20 protein-coding genes are annotated in these 24,750 nt (G+C 30.2%); 6 read left to right on the top strand and 14 right to left on the bottom strand.

Annotation, left to right across the window (positions count from 1 at the left end; translation table 11 throughout):
* Window positions 1-131 precede the first annotated feature (131 nt).
* Entirely contained in the window at window positions 132-2,453 is a 2,322-nt protein-coding gene (locus tag ACI389_RS03975; RefSeq protein ID WP_439780246.1) for a DEAD/DEAH box helicase, read from the top strand.
* Here the strand turns inward: ACI389_RS03975 and ACI389_RS03970 are convergent.
* The 4 genes from ACI389_RS03970 to hisS are packed head-to-tail and all read right to left on the bottom strand — an operon-like array spanning window position 2,450 to window position 6,756.
* A complete protein-coding gene (locus ACI389_RS03970; protein ID WP_439780245.1) occupies window positions 2,450-3,199 on the bottom strand; it encodes a sugar phosphate isomerase/epimerase family protein in 750 nt (249 codons plus the stop codon). The genes ACI389_RS03975 and ACI389_RS03970 overlap by 4 nt on opposite strands.
* A gap of 4 nt (window positions 3,200-3,203) precedes the next feature.
* Window positions 3,204-5,048: a PINc/VapC family ATPase gene (locus tag ACI389_RS03965; RefSeq protein ID WP_439780244.1), complete on the bottom strand. Its 1,845-nt coding sequence runs from the start codon at window positions 5,046-5,048 to the stop codon at window positions 3,204-3,206.
* Window position 5,049: 1 nt separating this feature from the next.
* Complete coding sequence (gene hisI, locus ACI389_RS03960) at window positions 5,050-5,457, bottom strand: phosphoribosyl-AMP cyclohydrolase (RefSeq protein ID WP_439780243.1); 408 nt, start codon at window positions 5,455-5,457, stop codon at window positions 5,050-5,052.
* A 3-nt stretch (window positions 5,458-5,460) separates the two neighbouring features.
* Window positions 5,461-6,756 (bottom strand): histidine--tRNA ligase, encoded by a 1,296-nt coding sequence (hisS, locus tag ACI389_RS03955; RefSeq protein WP_439780242.1) that lies wholly within the window; start codon window positions 6,754-6,756, stop codon window positions 5,461-5,463.
* Window positions 6,757-6,839: 83 nt separating this feature from the next.
* Here hisS and aroE point away from each other — a divergent pair, with 83 nt between their 5' ends.
* A complete protein-coding gene (gene aroE / locus ACI389_RS03950) occupies window positions 6,840-7,691 on the top strand; it encodes a shikimate dehydrogenase (protein WP_439780241.1) in 852 nt (283 codons plus the stop codon).
* A gap of 4 nt (window positions 7,692-7,695) precedes the next feature.
* Complete coding sequence (locus ACI389_RS03945; RefSeq protein ID WP_439780240.1) at window positions 7,696-8,403, top strand: ATPase; 708 nt, start codon at window positions 7,696-7,698, stop codon at window positions 8,401-8,403.
* Here ACI389_RS03945 and ACI389_RS03940 read toward each other — a convergent pair.
* The gene (locus ACI389_RS03940; protein ID WP_439780239.1) at window positions 8,389-9,864 is read right to left on the bottom strand and encodes a replication factor C large subunit; all 1,476 of its coding nucleotides are present in this window, start codon (window positions 9,862-9,864) and stop codon (window positions 8,389-8,391) included. The genes ACI389_RS03945 and ACI389_RS03940 overlap by 15 nt on opposite strands.
* Window positions 9,865-9,873: 9 nt before the next feature.
* Window positions 9,874-10,821 carry a replication factor C small subunit gene (locus ACI389_RS03935; RefSeq protein WP_439780238.1) on the bottom strand — a complete coding sequence of 316 codons (948 nt, stop codon included), beginning with the start codon at window positions 10,819-10,821 and terminating at the stop codon, window positions 9,874-9,876.
* Between the two features lie 153 nt (window positions 10,822-10,974).
* Between ACI389_RS03935 and ACI389_RS03930 the strand changes: the two genes are divergently transcribed.
* Together ACI389_RS03930 and ACI389_RS03925 are read left to right on the top strand one after the other, a co-directional pair.
* Window positions 10,975-11,931, top strand: coding sequence for a zinc metalloprotease HtpX (locus ACI389_RS03930; protein ID WP_439780237.1), 957 nt, complete (start codon window positions 10,975-10,977; stop codon window positions 11,929-11,931).
* On the top strand, window positions 11,931-12,662 hold the full coding sequence (locus ACI389_RS03925; protein ID WP_439780236.1) for a tRNA (adenine-N1)-methyltransferase: 732 nt from the start codon (window positions 11,931-11,933) through the stop codon (window positions 12,660-12,662). Before ACI389_RS03930 ends, ACI389_RS03925 begins: the two co-directional genes overlap by 1 nt.
* Before the next feature lie 120 nt (window positions 12,663-12,782).
* Here the strand turns inward: ACI389_RS03925 and ACI389_RS03920 are convergent, their stop codons facing one another.
* The 4 genes from ACI389_RS03920 to ACI389_RS03905 all read right to left on the bottom strand — a co-directional run bounded on the left by ACI389_RS03920 (window position 12,783) and on the right by ACI389_RS03905 (window position 17,452).
* Entirely contained in the window at window positions 12,783-13,175 is a 393-nt protein-coding gene (locus ACI389_RS03920) for a hypothetical protein (RefSeq protein ID WP_439780235.1), read from the bottom strand.
* Window positions 13,176-13,520 (bottom strand): DUF2085 domain-containing protein, encoded by a 345-nt coding sequence (locus ACI389_RS03915; protein ID WP_439780234.1) that lies wholly within the window; start codon window positions 13,518-13,520, stop codon window positions 13,176-13,178. It abuts the gene before it with no gap.
* A gap of 280 nt (window positions 13,521-13,800) precedes the next feature.
* A complete protein-coding gene (gene leuS / locus ACI389_RS03910; RefSeq protein WP_439780233.1) occupies window positions 13,801-16,656 on the bottom strand; it encodes a leucine--tRNA ligase in 2,856 nt (951 codons plus the stop codon).
* Window positions 16,657-16,666: 10 nt separating this feature from the next.
* Complete coding sequence (locus ACI389_RS03905) at window positions 16,667-17,452, bottom strand: NAD+ synthase (RefSeq protein WP_439780441.1); 786 nt, start codon at window positions 17,450-17,452, stop codon at window positions 16,667-16,669.
* A 194-nt stretch (window positions 17,453-17,646) separates the two neighbouring features.
* Between ACI389_RS03905 and ACI389_RS03900 the strand changes: the two genes are divergently transcribed.
* Window positions 17,647-18,660 carry an ArsA family ATPase gene (locus ACI389_RS03900; RefSeq protein ID WP_439780232.1) on the top strand — a complete coding sequence of 338 codons (1,014 nt, stop codon included), beginning with the start codon at window positions 17,647-17,649 and terminating at the stop codon, window positions 18,658-18,660.
* Window positions 18,661-19,011: 351 nt separating this feature from the next.
* Here the strand turns inward: ACI389_RS03900 and ACI389_RS03895 are convergent, their stop codons facing one another.
* The 4 genes from ACI389_RS03895 to ACI389_RS03880 all read right to left on the bottom strand — a co-directional run bounded on the left by ACI389_RS03895 (window position 19,012) and on the right by ACI389_RS03880 (window position 24,733).
* Window positions 19,012-20,739: a hypothetical protein gene (locus tag ACI389_RS03895; protein ID WP_439780231.1), complete on the bottom strand. Its 1,728-nt coding sequence runs from the start codon at window positions 20,737-20,739 to the stop codon at window positions 19,012-19,014.
* A gap of 151 nt (window positions 20,740-20,890) precedes the next feature.
* Window positions 20,891-21,790, bottom strand: a complete 900-nt coding sequence (locus ACI389_RS03890; protein WP_439780230.1) for a hypothetical protein — start codon at window positions 21,788-21,790, stop codon at window positions 20,891-20,893.
* 126 nt (window positions 21,791-21,916) lie between these two features.
* Complete coding sequence (locus ACI389_RS03885; RefSeq protein WP_439780229.1) at window positions 21,917-22,558, bottom strand: cobalt-precorrin-7 (C(5))-methyltransferase; 642 nt, start codon at window positions 22,556-22,558, stop codon at window positions 21,917-21,919.
* A gap of 75 nt (window positions 22,559-22,633) precedes the next feature.
* Window positions 22,634-24,733 carry a phage holin family protein gene (locus tag ACI389_RS03880; RefSeq protein ID WP_439780228.1) on the bottom strand — a complete coding sequence of 700 codons (2,100 nt, stop codon included), beginning with the start codon at window positions 24,731-24,733 and terminating at the stop codon, window positions 22,634-22,636.
* Between the last annotated feature and the right edge of the window lie 17 nt (window positions 24,734-24,750).

The raw sequence follows: 24,750 nt of genomic DNA, 5'->3' as shown, positions 1-24,750 counted from the left end.
CTATTTTTTTTTAAGCGATATTACTTTTCAAATGCTCTCCACTAAACATTTTATAAATACCAAAAGTAATATGATAATTAATTAAGGGTTAGGCATAGTTCCTTTGCAATTATTAGATATGGGTTTTTATTATGACTAGTTATATTTCTCATCCTTTATTGAAAGAGAATGCGATTGAATCAAGATTATATCAGCAGATTCTTGCTGGGGATGTTTTAAAAAAAGGAAATACGATGGTTGTTGCACCTACTGCGTTAGGTAAAACAATTGTTGCTGTTTTGGTTGCAGTTGACAGGTTACAGAAGGTTAATAATTCTAAGATATTGATATTAGCTCCTTCTAAACCATTAGCAATACAACACGAAGCTAGTTTTAAAGAATTTATTAATCTTCCATGCACTTCAATAACAGGAGCTATTAAACCAGAAGATAGGGTTAAAAGGTGGGAAGAATCAAGAATAATTTCTGCAACACCTCAAACTATTGAATCAGATTTATTAAATGGGCGCTATGATTTAAGCAGTGTTTCATTAATTGTATTTGATGAATGTCATCATGGTGTTGGATCTTATTCTTATGTATATTTGGCTTCTCGTTATGTGCAAGAATCTAAATTTAATCTTATTTTGGCTCTTACTGCTTCTCCAGGTTCTGATAAATTTAAAATCAAGGAAGTTTGTGAAAATTTGTACATTCAAAATATTGTTGTTAAAACAGAAGATGATGCTGATGTAAAACCTTATTTTAATCCAGTTGAAATCGATTGGGTTAGAGTAAAAATGAGTAAGGAACTTGAGAAAATTAAAAAATTAGTTGATAAATCTCTAAAAGTAAGACTCAAAGCACTTAAAAACATGGGTATTATCAAAACGGTTTCTGTAGGAAAGGTTGATATCTTAAAAGCAAGAGGAAGAGTCCAAGGCGAAATTGCAAAATCATCCAATCCCAATAAAGAATTATTCCAAGCTATCTCAATATTAAGTGCAGTTATTAATGTTCAACATGCTCAAGAGTTAATTGAAACTCAGGGAATTCAGACATTTAATAAATATGTTGGAAGATTACGTAAGAAGAGAACTAAAGCCGCTAAATCATTAATGTGGGATGATAATTTTAGTCGTGCTATCAAATTAGCAAGGGATGCTGAAAACAATGGATGGGAACATCCAAAATTAAATGAAATTACAAAAATTATCAAAAAAGAATTGGGTGAATCTGATGGTCAGGTTAAACTCACTACAAACCGTTTTGAAGATAAAAGTGATGAGAATGCATCTAAAATCATGGTCTTCACACAATATCGTGATACTCTTGAGATGATTCATAATAAACTTGAAAAAGAAGGAATTAAATCAGTTAAATTCTTTGGTCAGGCATCAAAAGATGGTGAAAAAGGTTTAACTCAAAAACAGCAAAAAGCAATTATCAAATCATTTAAAATGGGAGAATATGATGTTTTAATATCCACTAGTGTAGCTGAAGAGGGTATTGATATTCCTGCTGTTGATTTAGTTATATTATATGAACCAGTTCCATCTGAAGTGCGTATGATTCAAAGAAGGGGAAGAACTGGTCGTAAAAGAACTGGTCGTGTAAAAGTATTAATGACAAATGGAACAAGGGATGAAGCTTATTATTGGACCAGTATTAATAAAGAAGACCGTATGAAAAATCAATTAATTGATCCTAAGGTGTTAGAAGAATTAAATGCATCGGCTATTAAGCGTATGGAAAATCAAAAAAATGTTAAAGTTATTGACAGGCCTAAAAAAGAGAATAATTTTCCTGTTGTCTATGCTGATTCTCGTGAGGGTAACTCAAAAGTTATTAGGCACTTAACTGAAATGGAAATGGATGTTAAAGTTAGTTCAATGGCTGTTGCTGATTATCAAGTAAGTGATGAAGTAGCAATTGAGAGAAAAACTACTAAGGATTTCATAGATTCAATTATTGATAAAAGATTATTTAAACAAGCTCGTGAATTGTCAGAGGAATTTAAGCGTCCATTATTAATCCTTGAAGGTGATGGGTTGTATAGTGGTATGATTAATGCAAATGCAATTCGCGGATCACTTGCTTCAATTGCAATTGATTTTGGCATTAGTATTATTCCAACAAGAAATGCTCAGGATACTGCAGCAATGATTAAAAGAATAGCTATTCGTGAGCAGTCTGGGGAAAGAACTCCTATTCAAATTAGAACAGATAAAAAACCACTAAGTCTTTTGGAACAGCAGTTGTTTATTGTTGAATCATTACCTAATATTGGTCCGGTTAATGCTAAGAATCTACTTGCTTATTTTGGTAGTGTTGGAAAAATAATGAATGCAAGTGCAAGTGAACTTCAGGAGGTTGAAGGCATTGGTAAAAAAACAGCAGAGAATATTAGAAAGGTGATTGATTCTAAATATCTTTATTTTGAAAAAGAAATTAAAGAAAAAAGACTTATCTAGAAGTTCTTTTTCATATACTCATAACTTTTTTTAATGGAATCATAATTATTTACTTCAATGATGTAGATGCCATCATAATTATTTTTCTCTAGAGTGTTGACTATATGATTTAAATCAATTGAACCTTCACCTAATGTGAGGTGTGTATCATCATCACCAAAATTATCATGGATATGTACGTGTTTAATTGAATCTAAATACATTGTCTCTGCAGATTTTCCTGAATGGTTGGCATGACCAATATCCAAAGTCATGTATAATTCATTTTCTTTTAAAAACTCATCTAATTCCACCATATCGGAGTAAATCATACTATCAAAAGAAGGCATGTTCTCAAAGGTAGTTAATACACCTAAATCTTGTCCATATTCTCCAAGTTCTATCATTGATTCTTTTGCAAAATTAATTACTTCATTTCTAAAGTATTTATTTGGTAAAAAGGAAGTTGTTCCTGGATGGACAACAACGGCATCAGCATCAATTTTATTTGCAAAATCAATTGATGATTTGATTTGTTTAATTGAATTTAATCTACTTTGATTTTGTAAACTAGCAATGTTAACATCCATAAAAGGGGCATGTATTGAGTATTTTAGATTATAACTGCTTAATAAATCACTATCAATATTTTCACAAGGAAATTGATGTACTAGCTCAGCATAATCTAAGCCTAAGTTTTCAATAAATTCTAAAGTCTTGTCTAATGTATCTTCAATTCCTGCAAGTGTTGATGCTCCAATTTTCATAATATCACATTTTTTGAATAGCAGTAATTTCTAATCCCATTTCAATAGCTTCAATAATGAAATCAGATAATTCTATTCCTCTTTTAATTTTTATTTCTCCTTTTTTGGAAGTTGTAGCGGTAAGTAAATATTCTCCACTAATATATACATCAAAATTCTTTCTTCCTTTTTCACGACCTAAATCTAAGATTAATTGTTTATTTGTGTGGATAATGTCCACTTCAATTGGAGTTTTACTGATTGGTTTAGATTCAATTACTTCAACTCCAAGACTTATTCCAATATTTTCTTCAATTTCAGCAATTCTTTTACCATTTTTTCCAATGATTTTTGGAATAAATTCTTCTGGAATGTATATGTTTGCTCTTTCTGGTGAAGTAACTTCTACGTCAACTTTGGCTTTTTTCGGAAGAAGTTTTTTAATTCTTCTTAAAATTTCTCTCTCAGCAATTCTCTCAACAGCAGTTTTTTGTTTCTCAGCATCTTGAGGGTTGTTGACTAAATTTATGTCCATAATAATGGTTTGTTCACCGTATGTGTAAATCTCATTTTTAAGTTCACCAGTTTCAAAATCCCTTACTTCAATTACTGGTCTTGCAAGATCAGCTTCTTTCATTCCAGTTGGAACTTTAACAGTCATTTCTGTTTCATAAACACTAGTAACTTTTCCATCTTCAATATAAATGCTTGTATCAACAATTGAAGGTATTACACCGAGTTCTACTCTTGAAGCTATTCTTTGGATTGCATCTATTGGACGAGTTGCATGAACTACTCCAATCATCCCAACACCTGCCAATCTCATATCTGCAAAGATATTAAAATCGGTATTTTTTCTAAGTTCGTCGTAAATAGTATAATCTGGTCTTACAAGTAATAAAACATCAGCAGTATTTTCCATACTTCCTTCTAATGGAGCATATTGTGTGATGTCATCTGGAACTTGTAAATCCCTTGGAGTTTCCATTGTTTTTACAACTTTGTTTAATTCTGATGAATAATATTTTGCAATTGCTTGTACAAATGTGGATTTACCTGCTCCTGGTGAACCTGAGATTAATATTCCTTCAGCACTAGTTTGAATCCTATTTAATAGCTTTTCGGATAAATTATATTCCTCTAAATCCTTATTAACAACAGGCCTTACAACTGTTATTTCTAAAGCTTCTGAAAATGGTGGATAAGCTATTGAAATCCTATATTCTCTTGATTGAACAACATAAGATCCTTGTTTTTCACTTTCAAGATAGGTTTTAGGATCTTTTTTTGCTTTATCAAGAATTTCAGTGACAATTTCTTTGAGTTCTTTATATGTATATTTTTTTTCGTTTAGTATTTCAAAATTAATATGTCCTGGAGTTCCTTTTTTAGCCATTGGAACAACATTTTCTTTTAAATGAATGGACATTGTTTCATCATCAAAGAATTTCTCAATTGAAAGTGGAGTTTCTTTGTATTCTTGTTTAAAATAATAAACAGGAATGCCTTGAGCTTTAGCAGTTTCAGCTTGAACTTTATCATTTGTAAGAAGAGTTCCCATTTCACTTCTTGCTAAATCCTTTATTATGCTGTCGATTTCACCACTTTTAGCATATTTAATATCATAATTTGTTGGTCTTTTTCCTTTAAAGCTAATGGATAGTTCACCTTCATATTGGAGGGCTTGTAATTTCTGTAATTCTTCTAGTCCTCTTCTACCTTCTGGTCTGTTAGCATTAGCTTGATGTTCAAGTTCACAAACAACAGCTTCAGGTACAATAATTTCGGGATAATCCATATCTTCTGTTTCAATTAATTCGGTTATTGCACCTATAATAACTGCACTTGTATCTGGTATTATGCATTTCATTTTAATACACATCTTCTGGATTCACAAGTCTTTCTAAAATAACTTCTAAATCTTCTTCTTTTAAATTTTCAATATCAACTTCATTTTCTGTGTTTATTTTTCTATAGAAACATGAAATATATCCTTCATGACAAGCAGCACCAGTTTGATTGATTTTTAGAATAATTGCATCCATGTCACAATCAACAAGTATTTCTTTAACTTCTTGGTAATGGCCTGAGCTTTCACCTTTAAGCCATAATTGATTTCTTGAAGTACTCCAATAGTGAGCTTTACCAGTTTCAATGGTTTTTATTAATGCTTCTTTGTTCATATTTGCAAGCATTAATATTTGGTTTGTTTTAGCATCTTGTGCAATAGCAGTAATTACTTTAACACCGTTAATTTCATGTCTGAAGTTGATTTCCATTTTTTATTCCTCTTTAAGATAATCTACAATATTATCAATATCGACTAGTTCTTGTTGGCCACTAATCATGTTTTTAACAGTAACTTTGCCTTCTTCGAGGTCATTAGCACCGATAATAACAATTTTTTCAACTTTAATTTTATCAGCATAATTCATTAATTTTTTGAATTTTTTACCGTTTAAATCGACGTCAGCTTTAAAACCATTTTTCCTTAGAATTTGGGTTATTTCAAATGCTTTTAATCTAACATCTTTAGAAATAGGAGCCACAAAGACATCTAAATGTGAAGGTAATTCTTCTTTATCTGTAAGTTCTTCGATTGCGTTCATTAATCTGTCAAAACCTAGTGCAAAACCAGTGGATTCTACTTCTTGGCCTCCGAAAAGTTTAACGAGGTTGTATGATCCTCCACCACAGATTTGTTTTTGAGCACCAAGTTCTGGAACATAAATCTCAAATACAACCCCAGTATAATAATCAAGTCCTCTCGCAACACCTAAATTCAAGGTATAATTTTCAACTTGGAATGCATCTAAATATGAAATTAATTCTTTAAGTTCGTTTAATGCTGCTTTTGGTTCTTCATAAGGTTCTATTAAATCTTCAACTTCTGAAATAATTGATTTATCTCCAACAAGGTCAATCAATTTTAGTAAAATTTGATTTAATTCATCATTATCAATAACAGGTTCATCTCCACTTAAAGATTCAATGAGTAAGTCTTTATCTCCTTTATCGATAATAATCATAATTTCTCTTTGTGTTTCAACTGGAATGTCGAAATGTTTGAATAATCCTCTGATTATTCCTAAATGGTTAAGATTAACATCAGCAGTGGTAATTCCAAGGGATTTGATTGCATCACTACAAAGTGCAATGACTTCTGCTTCCCCTTGAGGTGTTTTAGCACCTATTAATTCACAACCAAATTGCCAAAATTGTCTAAATCTTCCTTTTTGAGGTCTTTCGTATCTAAAACAGCTTCCATAATAATAGAGCTTGATTGGTTTTGTTGCTGTTTTTTCAAGTTCATTTAAGTACAATCTAGCAACAGGTGCTGTTATTTCGGGTCTTAATGTTAATTCTCTGTCGGATTTGTCTTTGAAATTGTATAATTGGTTTACAATTTCTTCTCCAGATTTAGTTGTAAATAGTTTTAATTCTTCAAATAATGGTGTTTGAATCTCTTGATAACCGTAACTTTCAAATACTCTTCTTAAGGTACTTTCTGCTTGTTTTCTTTCTCTCATTTCTTCAAATAAAAAATCTCTTGTACCTCTTGGTCTTGTAAAATCCATTTTTGTTCTCCTTATAAATGATATATTATAATTTAAGTATGTATATCCAAATTTATATAATCTTTGTTAATCAATTAAATATTATGGAAATTAAAGGTAGTACAAATATTGTAGGATTAATTGGTCATCCTGTTGAGCATAGTTTTTCACCACCAATGCATAATGCAGCATTTGACAAATTAGGCATGGATTATGCATATGTTGCTTTTGATGTTAATCCAAATAATTTAAAATCAGCAATCAAATCTGGTGAAGCATTAAATATTAAAGGATTTAATGTTACTATTCCTCATAAAATTAATGTAATGCAATTTTTAGATGAAATTGATGAAGTAGCTAGTTTAATTGGTGCTGTTAATACTATTGATTTTAAAAACTTAAAAGGATATAATACTGATGGAATTGGTGCTATAAAAGCAATTGAAGAAGTTAGCAGTATTAAAAATAAAAATATTGTAGTTGCAGGATCAGGTGGTGCATCAAGAGCTATTTCATTTTATCTTGCAAAATACGGCGCAGAATCCATTACAATTTTAAATAGAAATTTTGATAGGGCTAAAAGCTTAGCTAGTGATATTACAGATTCTGGTTTAATCAATGAAGTCATTGGAGATTCTATTTCAAAAATTAATGATTATTCTGATAATAGTGATATTTTAATAGATACAACACCCATTGGAATGCATCCTAATTATGATGATGAACCAATTGTTAGAGCAGAAAATATGCATGAGGGCCAAGTTGTATTTGATGCGGTTTATAATCCAAATGAAACAGTTTTGATAAAAGAAACTATTAAAGCAGGGGCAAAGCCAGTTTATGGTATTAAAATGTTACTTTATCAAGGAGCAGAAAGTTTCAAAATTTGGACAGGTAGAAAACCTCCTATTGATGAGATGGAAAAAGCCCTAAGGCAAACACTTAATTTAGAGTGATAATATGGATTTAATATTTGATGTTTCAGGAATAGCTGATAGTGAAGATGAATTTTCGACATCTAAAAAGGATGTATTGAAATTTTTAAAAATAATTGGTGTGGATAGCCGATTTATTTCATATACTCCAAATAAAATTTATATTAATAATTTAAGATTTTCAAAATTTTCAAGAAAAAGACAAGCTACCTTTAATAAGCAATATCCTGAAATTGAAGTTGTAAGAAGTTCACTATTCCAAAAAATATGTTCAAAATCATCAAAACATTTGGCATTGGAAATAAAACCGAATTCTTCTATTTTAATGCCTAAGGATAATTTTATAGTTGAATTGCTTATGGAGCCGTATACTCGTAAATATGGTGTTAAACTGGTTTATGAGGGTGAAAGTGATTTAATTGTTAATCCTTTGATTTTAGATGATCAAGTAAATGATATTTTTGAGGGAATATTTGATGGTGTAGGCTTAAATTTCAACATAAAATCTGGTGAAATTTATCCATTAATCAATGTGCCATTAGATTGGATTAATTCATTTTTAGAGATGGATGGTCAAAAGTTAATTGAAAATAAAAATAAAAATGAGTTAGCTATTTCATTTAGCAGATTTTTAGAAGATGTAGCTCCTCAATATAAAGAAAATGTTGTTAAAGCAGCAGAATTCATTGAAAAGAAATCTGCTGATAAAACAAATTATTTAGAAGCTGAATAATGAGACTTGTTTGTCTGTTTTCTTTTTCTTTTTAGGTTTTTCTACTACTTTTTCTGCTGGCTCTATAGTAGGTTCCTTTTTAACATTACTGGAATCAATGTCTGGAATATCAAATGGAAGTTCCTCATCATTAGTCTTTTTAACTTCCTCAACAACCTCAGTCATTTGATTTTTAATCTCTTCAGCATGCCTGTCACGTTCTTCAACTCTCATTTGAGCTTTTTGTTTTTCCATTTTTGTAATGACTTTTTTAGGAATTTTTCTGCTTCTGAATCTTTTGATTTCAGTATCTTCAAGTTCTAAATAATCAGAAATTTCCCAAGCAAGTTCATCGTTTTTAAACATTATTTCAAGGTATGGAAACATTGAAATAGCTATTGCATGTGAAATATGTAATTTTACAGACATTTTTTCTGCAATTCCATCTCTTAGATTTCTTTTACCTCTGTTACGACTCATTAATGAGAATATTGTAGGTGTTTGGATTTTTGTGAACTTTTTATATGTTTCATGCTTAGAGTTACTTACTCCAATTCCCATAAAGTCACTTGCATACTTCCAATAACCATAATTTCTACTATTTTGAGCTCTTCCAAAGAAGATATCTGCTTTTGAAATATAATCATAAGCTTTTTTAATCTCATCTTTTTTCTTATATTCTCTTGGAATATTCTCAGCAATATATTCCATAAGAAGTGTAGGATCTTCTTCAATCCACATTGCGTCTTTAACATGAGCGGGGGTTTTGCTTTTTAATACCCCAGTAATGGCATTAAAAATATCAGAACGAGTATCTTTTGTCTGTATATTTTCAATATCATCTACTTCCAGTTTTGTATCTTTACTTGAAAGTGCTTGAAGGGTATTAATAGCTGATCTGACATCTCCTTGTGATTTTAGAGCAATTTCTTTTAATGCTTGTGGATTTGTATCTACACCTTCTTTTTTAGCAATTTCTCTTAAAAGCTTTGAGATGGAATTCCATCTTGATTTTTTCATTTTAATTACTTGGCATTTTGGTTTTATGGATTGTAATCTTTTAGAGTAAAAATCATTAGCTATTAAAATCATTGGATGTTTTGAGTTTTTAATTATCTCTCCAATCGCTTTAACTCCTCCACGGTCATTGCTTCCATGAATACCATCTACTTCGTCAAGAATAATCAATTTGTATTCATCACCAAAAAGAGACCTAGAAGAGGAGGATTCTCCAATTGTATTTTTAATAATGTCGTGTGAACGTTTATCACTAGCGTTAAGCTCAACATACTCAGAAAATTCTTTTGCTACAATGTGAGCTAGTGTTGTCTTTCCGATACCTGGAGGACCAACTAAAAGTAGGGGTATTTGAGGGTCATTTGATTTCCAAGCATTAACCCAGTTTTTGATTATTTCAATCTCTTTTTTATTACCTACCACTTCACTTAATTCTTGAGGTCGGTATTTATCAGTCCATAACATTTCTATACCTTATAAGAATTGTGTTAATAAAGCTTCAAGCTGTATTCTTGGATTTGCTCCTTCTCTTATTCTAAAATCACATTCAGCAATAGATTCAATTAAATCCATGTAGATTGATGCATCCATTTTTCCTTCAATAACTCTTTTAGAAACATCTTGATAAATCTGAGTAACCATGTCCTCTCCACTGGTTCCTTGAAGCACCATAGTTTCTCTAAGAAGTGTACGAGCACCCATAAAATCGCCCATTAGTGCTTTATTTATCATATTTCCAATATCTTGTGGTTTAGCTTTTGAAACAACTTCATAAACGGACTCTTCAGTAACTGCTTCTCCTTCTGATGTTGCAGCTTGAAGGACATTTACTGCTTTTCTCATATCTCCTTCAGCAAAATAAACAATTGATTCAAGACCTTGATCATCTGCTTCGAAGCCTTCTGTCTCACAAATATATTGTAAACGTTCTTTAATTTCTTCTCCTTTAATTGGAGCGAATCTAAATATTGCACATCTAGATTGAATCGGATCGATAATTTTTGATGAGTAATTACATGAAAGTATAAATGAAGCGGTCTTTGTATACATTTCCATTTCACGACGAAGAGCATGTTGAGCATCTTTTGTCATGTTATCTACTTCATCTAAGAATATTATCCTAAATGGAGCACCAACAGGTTTTAATCTACAGAAATTTTTAATGTTGTTTCTTACAGTTTCGATTCCTCTTGCATCTGATGCATTTAATTCCAAAAAGTTTTGTCTCCAGTATTCTCCTAAAATGGATTTTACTAATGCTAATGCTGTGGTTGTTTTACCGACACCTGCAGGACCTGTAAACATTAAGTTAGGCATACTTTCTTCGCCTACATATTTTTCTAATCTTGTAACAATCTTTTTTTGCCCTACAATGTCTTCTAATTTTTCTGGCCTATATTTTTCTACCCATGGTCCGCTCATTTAATCACCATTTTTTATATAGTAACATTATGTATTTTGTAATTAAATTATTTTTTGCTTAACTTTTTTAAGTATATGAAATCTAATAGATATATATTTAAAGTAAGCATTTAAAAACTAATGTTTATAATAAATTTTAAGGTGTTAATTAATATGAGAAATACATGGAAACTTAAGTTAAGAATGATTCTTACATCTATTATAATGTTTTCAATCGTATATTTCCTTATAATGCTTGTAGGATATTTCTTAGGCATTAGTAGCTGGAAATTATACTTTGGTATAAGTATAGTAATTATATTTTTACAATATTGGTTTGGACCAAGTATAGTAAAACGTTCAATGAATGTAAGGCCATTATCAGAATCTGAAGCACCTCATATCCATAAAATGGTTCAAGAATTAGCTGATGCCGCTGGAATTCCAAAACCAGAAATAGGTTTGTCTGAAATTAATATTCCAAATGCATTTGCATATGGTAGGTCAAGTAGAAGTGGACACATTGCAATTACTCGTCCTATTTTAGGATTATTGGACTATGATGAATTAAAAGCGGTTATTGGTCATGAAATGGGCCATATTAAACATAATGATATGATTGTTACTGCTGCGGTTAGTGTTGTCCCAATGATTTGTTATTATATTGCATTATCATTTATGTTTTCAGGAGATCGTGATAATGAGGGGACATTTATAATTGGAATTCTTGGATATGTTTTCTATTTGATTGGGCAATTGTTAGTACTATTTATTTCAAGAACTCGTGAATACTATGCTGATGAAGCAAGTGTGGAGTTTGGAAATAGGCCTGCAGCTTTAGTATCTGCACTTTATAAACTATCTTATGGTGCAGCTAGGTGTGATAAACAGACAATTTCAGAGGTAAATACAAACAGAGCTTTCTTTGTAAATGATGTAAACAATGCAAAAAATGATGTTTTTGATTTCCAACAAATTGACTTTGATGGAGATGGAAAAATATCTGATGATGAGTTAAGAAAACTCGCAAATTCTGATGTTAAAATTTCAAAGAAAAACGGAATTATGGAGTTATTATCCACTCACCCAGATTCCTTAAAAAGAGTTAAGAAATTGGCGGAGTTAGAATAATGAAAATGATTTTAGATGAACGTGGTAAAAAGTATGTTTTAAAGCCTGGTGAAGAGTTCCAAAGCGATTTAGGAATAGTATCTGCTGAGGTATTAGATAATGCAGATGTTGGTGATGAGGTTAAAAGCCACTTAGACCACACATTTAAAATTATTAAACCAAATATCAATGATTTCATTGATATTATGGATAGAAGATGTTCTATTCTTCTTAAAAAAGATATTGGATTAGTATTAGCACATACTGGTTTAGGTTCTGCTTCACGTGTAGTTGATGCTGGAACTGGTGCTGGAGCTATTGCATTAAACTTTGGAAATGTTGTTGGTCCGGAAGGTGATGTATTTACATATGAAATTAGGCAAGACTTTGCTGAAGTTGCCCGTAAAAACATTGAAAAATTTGGAATTACCAATATTCATGTCAAAAATAAAAATATTAAAGATGGAATTGATGAAGATAAAATTGATTTGGTCTTTTTAGATTTACCAAAGCCATTTGAAATATTTGAGGAGGTAATGGAATCTTTAAATGTTGGTGGATGGTTAACAGTTTATGCACCTTACATCGATCAAGCAGAAATCTCTTATCGTATCGCTAAAAAATTAGGATTTTATGATATTGAGATTTTTGAAATTTTAGAACGTGGTCTTGAAGTTAGACCTCAAGGTGTTAGACCAAAAACACGTATGGTTGGCCATAGTGGTTATTTGGTATTTGCAAGAAAATTATAGCTATACTTTAGCTATAATTATTTTACTATTTTTAAAATTAGTTTTTATTATTTTACGTAAGTTTTGGTTTTGCAGAAATTATATCTATTAGAAAAATAATCAAAAAAAAAGAAAGAAGAGTTAAGCTATAGTTAACTCTCCACCTTGGATTTTTAAGTATTCTCCATCATTAACAGTAATGTATACTGTAGATCCTTCTTCGGATGTTGCTTCATTACTGATTATGCTTTCAAGTTCCATTGAGGAGTCAGATGCTCTTTCAACATATCCTCCAATTGTTGAAGTTTGTGTAAATTTATATTCTCCTGCAGGTAAATCTGAACCTACTTTGTAAGTACCGTCATCATATGTTTTCTCTGCAGAATTATCAGCAACAGAACTGCTAGTGTTCTTATCAGGAGATAATGCTCCAGTAATCATTGACACAACTATTAATCCTATACAGCAGACAACAAGTATTGATATTGCTTTTTTTGCAGTACTCCATTCTTTCCAATCATCTAAAAAACTCATTTAAAGACCTCCATTCATTTTTAGATATACGAAGTATTTCATAGCTTTCATGAGTATTCCTAAACCTAAGCCACCTAATAATCCAGTTATAAATCGCAATGGATTGTTACTTTCCCTATATTCAAATAATTGTGTTAATCCATCCACAATAGTTGGAATTAACAATATTGCTGCAAATATGAGTAGATATGTATTATAATCCACGAAGAAATAATATGTATAAGTGAAATACATTATTAAGGAAACGTAAAAACCAGTGCATCGTGAACATATTGGGAATTGGTGTCCTTTAATAAAAAAACTTCTTTCAGGTTTCCTATGACAAATTAAATTTAAGATATTCATAATTTAAACCCTTGATATACTCCTTAATTATAATATGTGCATTATACATATATATTTGTATGGTTTAAATTGAATTTTTAAAAAAGTTGAATAATTTTTTCTTTTTCTTATTTTTTCTAATGATTTGGTTTCATTATTTTTTTTTATCTGTTTATACATAATTCAATTACTTAAATTATAAATTTTGTTTTGATTTTGGAGATTTACTAATGGTAATGTTAGTTTTAGAGTATTTTATGGTGATTATTTTTTAAAAAAAGAAAAAGGTTGGAATAATAATTTATTCCATAAATATTGCAGGTTTATAAGGCATTGCATTTTTAGCCTTGTTTTGTGGGTCGTAAGAGTCATCAGTATGAATGATAACTTCGTTTCCACATTCTTCTTTGATATAATCAATAGCATCAGCTAAAATTTCTGCTTCGTTGATTTTACCAATATATTTTGTTTTAGTTATCTCTTTACCGATTTTTTTAGCTACCATTGCTATTTCTTTTTTATCATCGTGGATTTTAGCTCCAATAGCTCTGCCCATAATTTGTCCGATGTCTGGTTTTCCAACTTCATCGGCTATTTTGTATAATTCCCATTTCCACTCAGATGCAAGGTAAATGTGGACTTTTTCAATGTTTTCTCCAACCATCTGTTTGATGTGTGCAATATCTTTAATGATGTTTTCTACTAAGTCTTCTGATTTTTCAATTTCAACACTTACGAGCTCTTCATTGTATTCAGGCCATTTAGCTTCACTTACAAATCCAACTCCTCCATAGGTTGCCCATAATTCTTCTGAGGTATGTGGTGTAAATGGTGCAAGGAGTCTAATCCAAGCTTCAAGAACTGTTGATAAAACATAGATTACTCCTGAGTCTTGAGCATCAATGATGTGTTTTACTCTGTATAAGTAGTGATCCACATCTTTTTTAAGTAAGAATAAAGAATCTTGTAGTGCTTGTCTTGTTTGGAAGACTTCTAATGCTTCTGTTGCATTTTTAATATGTTGGTTAAGTTGACTAATCATCCATAAATCAATAGTTCTTGTTAATTCAACTTCTTCAATGTTACTTAAGTCTAATGGGGAACCTTTGATTTCTTCAACTTTTGCAGCAAATTCTCTAAACCATTCAAGTCTTCTTTTTGTTCCAAGAACTTCTTTTTCTCTCCAATCAAAGTCTTGCCATGGTTCAGCAGATGCCATTAAGAAAAGTCTTACAACATCAGCACTGTAATCACGAATAGCATCTTTAAGTAATATTACATTTCCTTTTGATGAAGACATTTTATTTCCTTCTAAAAGACCCATACCAAAGACTACAGTTCCTCTTGGCCATTTATCTTCAGGATAAATAGCACTGTGGTGGAACATTAAAAAGCTTAAGTGGTTACCTACAAGGTCTTTTGCAGATAATCTCCAGTCAAGTGGGTACCAGTAGTTAAATTCATCTTGGATTTCTTTAACTTTTTCTTCAGGTACAGTGATTTCTCCAGAATCTTCATTTAATAAAACTTTATCAAAGAAAGCAAGGTTTAAATCATCTGGATTCATGTCTCTTAAGTATTTTGCAATAGTATAATAAGACATGTAAATGGTAGAATCAGTTAAAGGTTCAATTAACCATTGATTATCCCAAGGAAGCCTAGTTCCAAGTCCTACTTTCCTAGAGCAAGCCCAGTCATCTAGCCAATTTAAGTAGTATTCGAAATTGTTTTTAATTTCTTTTGGAATAACAGTTTCGCCATCAAGAACTTTTAAGGTTTTTTCAGTCCATTCTTCATTACCATATTTCATGAACCATTGGTTATCCATGATTTTAACAACGCAATTGTTACCACATCTACAGACTACTGGTCTTTCAGCAAAATCGTACATGATTGTAGCCATATTGTCATTGATTAATTTTTCTTTTAGTTCTTCACGAGCAAAACGTACTTTCATACCTCCAAAACCAGGTATGGATTCGATAATTTTACCTTTACTGTGTTGAGCTTTATAAAGTTCGTTAGTAGCTTCATGTAATTTTTCATCGTTTTGGTCAGTAATTCCAAGTCTTTCAATAATGTCTTTAGCTGGAATTTCCCCATATCCTTTAAGAGTACATACTGGAATTGGATGAATGTTTTCAATAATGCCTTTTAAGTTATATTTAGCTATTAATTCAGCATTATTTTTTAAATCTTGAAGTGCAATGTAGTCTGCAGGTGCATCTGCAGGTTCGGAAAATACAACTCCGCTTCCGTAGGATGCGCTTACAAAACTAGCTGGGAAAACAGGTAACTCTTTATTGGTAAATGGGTTTTTAGCCATTTGTCCAATTAAATCGTTAGGATCAATTTCAGATATGATGTCTAAGTCTTTAATTTGATTTTTTAAATTATAGTGAGCTTCTTTAGTGATAATCCAGTTTTCACCTTTAGCATTGACTAAAACATATTCAATATCAGGGTTTAACCATATGTTAGTTGCTCCAACGATGGTTTCAGGTCTTAATGTTGCAGTTACAAGGAATTTATCTCCAATTGGGAATTTAAGTAGAGTTAATTCATTAACTCCTACTCCTTCACCTTCAAGTAAATCGTGGTCTCCAACTGGGTTGTCACAATTAGGACAGTATTTTACAGGGTGTTCTCCTTTTGCAATTAATCCTTTTTCATGTAATTTGGTAATTTGCCATTCAATGAATTTCCTGTAAGTTGGATCGATTGTTCTAAATTCTCTTCTCCAGTCAATTGAATAACCCATTTCTTCCATTACTTCGTGATATTCAGTTGAGAAGTATTTAACAATGTATTCAGGATCTTCTAATTTTGGTAAAGTTTCTTTAGGAACTCCATGCACTTTGTTGTATAAATTGAGAGTCCATTGATCTTTTCTTTTAATCCTGTCTGCTATTCCAATAACGGGTGCACCAGTTACGTGCCATGCCATTGGGAATAATACATTATACCCTTCCATTCTTTTAAATCTTGCATAAACATCAGGTACTGTGTAAGTACGGCCATGACCTATATGCATTGCTCCACTAGGGTATGGAAAAGCAACGGTAAGATATAATTTTTCTCTTTCATCTGGGTTTGATTCAAATATTTTTGCATCTGCCCATTTTTTCTGCCATTTCTTTTCAATATTTTCACTCACTAAATCACCATCATAATATTATTTTTTTAGGGCTTTCAGGAACTTTGCTTTTATGTTTGTTCCTGGTTATTTTATTAATAATCTTATCAACGTCATCTACTGAAATACTTAATTTCTCAGCTATTTTAGTATTTTTCATATCTTCAATGTATAAATAAAGAATTTGATCAAGTAAATCATAGCTCATTCCAATTTCATTCTCATCGGTTTGATTAATAAATAATCCTGCACGAGGAGGTTTTTCAATGATTTCTTTTTGAATGTTCAAGAATTCACTTAATTTAAATACATCTGTTTTATATAAGTCTCCAATCGGTTCAATATCGCACGCTCCATCTCCATGCTTTGTAAAGTAGCCGATTAGGATTTCACTTTTATTACCTGTTCCACAAACGAGGTAATTTCTATGATTAGCATAATAATAAATAATAGACATTCTAATCCTAGCTTTTAAGTTACCAATAGCTAATTTATCATTGTCTAATTGAGTTACAGATAAATATTCATTTAGGATACTATCAATAGCTATTTCTTTATGTTCAATTCCTAATTTTTGAGCTACTTCAATACCATGAATTTTATCTTCTGTTGGTGTTGTTGTGGATGGCATACATATTCCAAATACGTTTTCCTTTCCAATAGCTTCACATGCAAGATATGCTGCAAGTGTTGAATCAATTCCTCCACTTAAACCAACTACAAGGCCTTTAGTTTTAGATTTAGACACTTTTGATTTAATAAATTCAACAATGTTGTCTTTTGTTTTTTCACAGTTTAGTTTTGGAATTTCACTAATTTTCTCACCAACCTTTATCATTTATACATTAAATAATATGTAATTATTAATTTATATATTATATAGAATTGTCTAAATTAATGAGGTAATTTTTTCTTAAAAAAGTTTACAGTTTTTTACCTAAACTTTATATATTATAATGAATTAAATAACATTAAGTTACTAAAAGTAAGTTTATTAAGGAGGTAAGTCACTTGGCATTTAAAGATTATTTTAAATTTAATAAAGACAAAACTACATTTATTTTTGTCGGTGGAAAAGGAGGAGTAGGAAAAACTTCTGTTTCTTCTGCTACTGCATTATGGTTATCAGAACAAGGTAAAAAAACATTAATTGTATCAACTGACCCTGCTCATTCATTAGCAGATTCATTAGAAGTACCAATTGGAAGTTATCCTCGTGAAATTAAAACTAATTTATTTGCAGTTGAAATTGACCCTGATGAAGCAATGGCTCAAAAACAAGCGCAATTGGAAGCTCAAAAAGCATCAAATCCTTCTGATGATGGTGGTTTATTAGGAATGGACTTTTTATCTGATCAATTAGATATGGCATCTTCTTCACCAGGTGCTGATGAAGCAGCTGCATTTGAAATGTTTATGGGTGTAATGAATTCTGATGAATTTGATGTTGTGGTATTTGATACTGCACCAACAGGGCACACTTTACGGTTATTGTCATTTCCAGAAGTTATGGATTCATGGGTAGGTAAAATGATGATGCTTAAAGCAAAATTAGGTGGATTAACTAATTCTTTAAAGAAAATTATGCCATTTATGGATGCTGTTGATGATCCTCAAACTTCTGAAGATTTAAAAAGAACTAAAGAACAAATTGACATGGCAAAAAAAGTTTTATCCGATCCTGATAGAACCACTTTCAAAATGGTTGTAATTCCAGAAGAAATGTCTATTTATGAATCTGAAAGAGCATTAGAAGCTCTTGGTAAATATGACATTACTGTTGATAGTGTTATTGTAAATCAAGTAATGCCTGATATCTGTGATTGTGATTTCTGCCATTCCAGACATAAGTTACAACAAAAACGTTTAGCTTTAATTGACCAAAAATTCCCAAATCAACACATTGCAGAAGTACCCTTATTCAAAGATGAAGTTAAAGGTCAAGAAAAATTGTTAAAATTAGCACATATTTTGTATGATGATGAGGACAACGATGAAGTTGTTCAAGAAGCTATTCATCTTTAAAAAATTAAATAAGTTAAAATAATAATTATTTTAACTTTTAACTATCACCATATATTTCTTGTAAGCAAAGTATGATTGCAAATAAAGATAGTGAGTAGATACAAGAACCTGTGAATGTAACTTCACAGCTCATGGCAATAAAAGATAATAAGCATGCAACTTTAACTATAAATGGCATTCTTTCGATTAAATTATTATCATTAGGTGCTTCTCGCCAAATATCACGAAAAAGGCAAATTAAATATAAAATCGGCCAACAAATACTATATTTTGGGTATATTATGGTTATTGGCAAAATGATTAATATTGCAATTAATAATAATATAAGCTTATTTTTTTCTCTAATTTTTATCACCTATTCCAACTTTCATCCCAGTATTTTTGTGGCACAGCAAATGGACTCCAGTATTCATCACTAAAATACGCATATGTTTCAGATTTAGTTAAGTTTTTTGTTTCTCCTTTACTAATATAAATCGCGTTATTTCTGTCTAATGTCATGTCTTTATTGATTTTTACTTCTACAAAATCATATCCTCCACTTTTATTAGGGATATTATATACTTTTTTAGATTGTAAGTATCCTGGTCTTGTAAATGTGACTGTATCCATAAGGTCGTACCATTCTTCTTTTTCAACTATATTCTCTTTGTATATCACACCAGCAGTTTGTATAGCCGACATTCTTCCAAATAATTTCATATAAATCCCTAATCCTTTTAATGCAAAAGATGCTATATTTATACCATGATATAACAGTTGAGATAATGGAAGGAACTTTTTTTGGATTATGTTTGCTAAATTTGATATAGTCTCTCCAATACCTTTTATTATATCTTTTGGCAGTATTCCAACACCACAACAGTCTTTTGTTGTTTTAAGTGATACTCCTTTATAAACAGAGTTCTGAGCTAGAATTACACTGGAAACTCCACTGCTTGTATTTAATATGATTGCAGATTTTAAATCTACTTCTGAAAATATGTAAACCATATCTCCAAATTGAGTCATACTAAAATTATTTTTTAAAATTGATGATAATACATTTGTTAGGGAGTTTGAACTTTTATCAAGGTATCTATCTGCAACTTTTGATAATGCATATTCTTCTATATTTGGTAAATTAATAGAATTAAATAGGTTAAACAGAATAATGTTATTAGCATCACCAGTTGCTTCCATGCCCATATCAGCATTTAAAACATTTAGATATGTGTCTTCTAGGTTTATTCCTCCGAGTATTATCAAAGTATTACTTCTTTTCCAAGTTATATTTAGTTTTTTAGAGCTTTCATCAGCAATTTTATCTGCAAGCCAAGCTACTTCAAGAGATGCCAAATGCATACCGTAAACATTCATTACTCCAAATCGTTGTAAGTAATTTGGATTTCTTGAAATCCAATTTTCTAAGATATTTTGAGTTATTTTTTCATTGATTATTGTGTATGCTTGCAGAACTTCAAATCCCATGGCAGTTTTATAATTTTTATTTAATCCGTAGCTTATGCTTTCTTCTTTTTCAATTACTTCTTTTGCATTTACTTTAAATTTAGTAGTGATGCGTTCATCTGAGATTCCTCCTACGATAGAGTTTCCAACATAATTAAGCATAACTGGAGTATTTGTATTTGTGAATCTAATTGACTCATCTTTGTAATCTTCGTAAGTAAAGTTGTAAATGGGTTTTCCATATAATACAGATAAACTGTGTTTTAATCCACTATCATCAAAACTTAATGTTTGGAAGTTAATTTTTGCAGTTATTTTATCGTTTTCCAGGTAAGTTAATGTCTCACTTTGACATGGGCTTCTACTTGCATAAAATCCAAACAATACAGTATTGTCCTTGGTTTTACTTTGATAATCAATTTGGGTGTAATCATCAACTTTAGAAATTATTATTCCATCTAATGTTAATTTTGCCCGATTTTTATCAATTTTCACTCCACTTCCATCAAAAGGCACAAAATAGTAGTAATTATATTTAAGTTGTGTAGAATTTGATTCACTATTGGATATTGTTGTGAATGTGTAGACTTTATCTTTAATTTGGATGTTAAATATTTCACTTTTTGGCATTTTTATAATTCCATTAACTCCAGATTTAATGCAGTAAATGGAGTTATTAATCACTAAATTACTAGTAACATTAATATAATTTGGAATTAATGTAGTATGGACATAGTTACTTGGTTTTACGACTTTATTTATAATGATTTTATTAGTATTTTTATCCTGTATATTCAGTTGTTATTGTGTGCTTTCCAACATCTAAATCAACATTTAATGTTGCAATTCCATTTTTATTAGTTGTTTTTGCATAGGTTTTTCCATTGAGTTTAAATATAACTTTTTGATTTGAGTAAGCTTCACCTTTGCTGTTGAATACTTTTACATTAAAATCACCATCATTTCGATTGGTGATGGTTAAGTCTTTAGTTGAAATTAAGCTTTTTATTGTTATGGTTTTGCTAACAGCCTCTGTGGTTTTTGGATTTACGATGGATATGGTGTACGTTCCAGGTTTCAAATTAATTGATAATTTTCCAATGCCTTGGGTGTCTGTTTTAATGGAATAATCTCTATTATTTATTTTAAACTTCACTGCGGTGTTTTTTAATATATGTCCTTTTTTATCATAAAATGTGGAACTGTATGGTGAGGTATTTTTATAATATTTTTTAAAATCATTGGATTTTATCGTACTTTTAATCGTAATTGTACTCTTTTTAGATGCAGAGGCGTATTTAATATTTTCTACAAATTTTGTGGTTATTGGATAATTTCCGCTATTTAAATTAATGGTAAGGTATGCATTACCTTTGCTATCAGTTTTTTTAGTGTAAACCTTATTTTTAACGGTAAAATCTACTTTCACATTTGGTATTGGTTTTTTATTTTTATTTTTTATCGTTGCTTTAAATTTGTTTCCATCTTTATAATACATTTTTAAGTTTGGAGCTGTTACTGTGACTTTTTCTTTCTTAACACTTAATTTAGATACTTTTTGAGTTGAATCTGTTTGTGTTTGTTTTAAAATAGTTTCATTTTTTGTATCTGCTGCAGATACTGCAGTAATCAAAAAAATAAATAGTAAAACGAAACATGTGGTGTTTATTTTAGCATTCATGATATCTACCTTAATATCAATTTTTGTCAAATCGACGATTAAAGTTTGATATATAAAGTATATAAGCTTTAATTTTTAAAATAAATAGTAAATAACTTTTAAAATGAATTTTAAGCATAAATTATCTTAATAGATAATCATAATGCACATATAGGTAAATTCACTTTGAGCAATATCTTTTAAAGTAGCTTCAACAATGTTTTCATTTGAATAGCTTAATCTTTCACAAACTACAACTTTTCTATCTTCATCAATACCATTGTCAAGTAAAAATTGAGCCATATCTTTTACTTTTCTTGAAGGAAGAGCTATTGTTGGTTTTCCATTGTTGATGGCTGGTAAAATATCATCTATGTTTTCTCTGCCATGAAATGTCATTACATTGGCGTTATCCCATTGAATATGACATTTTGCAGCTGCAAGTTGTAAGGAGCTTATTCCTGGAATGACTTCAATATTTCCTTTTGGAAATTCTTTTTCTTTTGAAATTTTTAAAACTGTATTTAGAACACCTGAAAAACCAGGATCTCCAGTTGATAATATTGATACTGTGTTTCCATCGCAAGCGAGTTGAACACCTTCTTTTAATTTGTCTAAAAGATTTTTCACGTTAAAAGAAATTTTATTTTGAACATCATCAAATAGTTCAATTGCTCTTGTACTTCCAACAGTATAATCACTTGCTTTTACGGTGTCAAGAGCTTTTTTAGTTAAGTATTCAGAGGCACCAGGACCAATCCCAATAATAAAAATTTTTCCAGTAGGCATGTTTTTTTATTTATTTAAAATTATTATTAATTGTTACTTTTTAGTTATAAGAGATTTACGAAGTATTTTTGTTTTTTATGAATCTAATTTTTCTATCTCTTTTTTTAAGAATTTATAAATTGAGGATGCTCCAATTAACTCTCCGGGGTCATCCCATTGTGAGGGATATAAAATAAATGGTTTTGTTTGATCTCCTCCAAGACCTCCATGGCTTCCGATTAATTCTTCAAATGCATTTACTTCATCATGTTCTTCATCGTAGTAACCATTTACCATTATATCTGGCATGTTATTAAATGAATTTTCTCGTTTAAGATGTTTTGCAGCATTTTTTCCATAATTAGATAATGGATTTTCACCAACTACATTATCACTATCTAAATAATAAATTCCATTTTCTCCAATAACCATTCCACCATTTATCATGGAATTAACTAAAATAAATCCAATTCCTGGATGTTTTACAAGTCCAGGTATTAATTCAGGAAATAGTATTACTATTTCTTCATATGTTAAACGTTGTTTCCAATCAGTTAGATATATCAATCCAAGATTTCCAGATCCTAAAACGATTAATTCGGAATTTTTAGCTTTTTTTGTACTTTGCTCAATGCTTTTATGGCCAGTAATGTATTCAAGGCTATTTGAATATCTTTGCCTTAATTTTAAGTATTGCTCATTCTTAAAGATAATGTCGGGTTTTTTATTTTCGACTTCTTCTATAATGTTTTGGATATAGCCATTTTCATCAAAGATATCTTCGTAGAAGTTTCCTATCTTTTTTTTAATAATTTTTAATTGTTTATTTTCAGAAATAATCGCATTTCTAAAGTGATCAATATTATACTCATTTCTATAAACTTTTAAATTATCTGGAAGAAATCTTCTAACATAATTTCCAAGTGTTATTCCATATTTTTGTTTAAATGTCGCTCCATTGCTTTGACCATGATCTGATAAAATAACAAGTTCATAATGCCTATCACTTAATTCTAGTGCATTTGTTAGTCTTTTAAATTGTGTATCAATTTGTTTTAATACTGGCCATACATCTTCATCTTGGGTTCCAGAATGATGAGCTACTTCATCATAGCCCATAAATGTTGCATAGGCAGTGTCAATTTCACCTTTTAATATTTCACTAGTCAAAATATCTGTTGTAACTTCTCTAAGTATTACATTAGCACCAGCTCTCACAGCAGCATAAATAATAGTCCTCCTAAGTCTTGGATGGATATTTTTTATTAAATGTTTTATTTGTGATTTTAATTCAACTAGCATGTCCCATAAAAATAATGTGAATATTCTTTGGTAATTGTAGCTATCTAAAAATACTGTATTTAAGCTATTATTGTTAATTTTTGTAATGGTTCCTAATTTTGAGGAAGTTAACGGTGCATTTTTACTATCTCCTGAAAACATATTACTAATGCTTATCCCATCAACAAGTAATCCGTTACCATTAGTTATTTTTTCCTCGATTAATGGAGCATGACTTAATTTTCCAGACACGATTATTTGATTATTATTTTCTTTGTTAACCCATCTATAAGCTACAATATTTTCATTGTTTCCATGTAATATTCCTGCTTGGCTTGCTCCTGTTTGGGAAGATAAATCTGTTTCCCATTCCTTTAGAGTATGGGTGTTTGAATTAATCCATTCTTTAACGGTTGGCATGATATCCTTGTCAATTGCTTTTTTTAGGATATTTATTGACAAACCATCAATTTCAAGCATTATTATTCCAGGATAACTTTTCGAATCAGTTTTTTTATTAATGGCATGTTTAACAATATTTTTAAGATGTTTATTGTAGTAATTGGTGTTTGTTAGGTTTGTAACAACTGTTGTTACTATTGATAGGAGAATTGGGACCTTTATTGATGCATAAAATCCAACTTCAACATTTGGAATGAAGTAACAAGCAATATATAAAATTATTGCATTAATAAAAATAGTACCAATACCTAAAGTTTGTATCATAAACTTCATGAAATATCGCTTAAAAAAAGGCCATAGTAATGCATTGGCTATTGTTATTGAAATAACTATTAAAAATACATTGTACCATACACCTATTGAAAAATCACCATCTATTTTAGAGATTAATATTAAAACAAGTGCATTTACTAAGATTAATAAAATAAAATTAATTGTATTTCTAATTGGCATTATGATGTTACGGAGAT

Source organism: Methanobrevibacter sp. (assembly GCF_051877095.1).
Classification (GTDB): domain Archaea; phylum Methanobacteriota; class Methanobacteria; order Methanobacteriales; family Methanobacteriaceae; genus Methanocatella.
The sequence above is the reverse complement of the archived record's forward strand: the minus strand, read 5'-3'. Positions and strand labels throughout refer to the sequence as shown.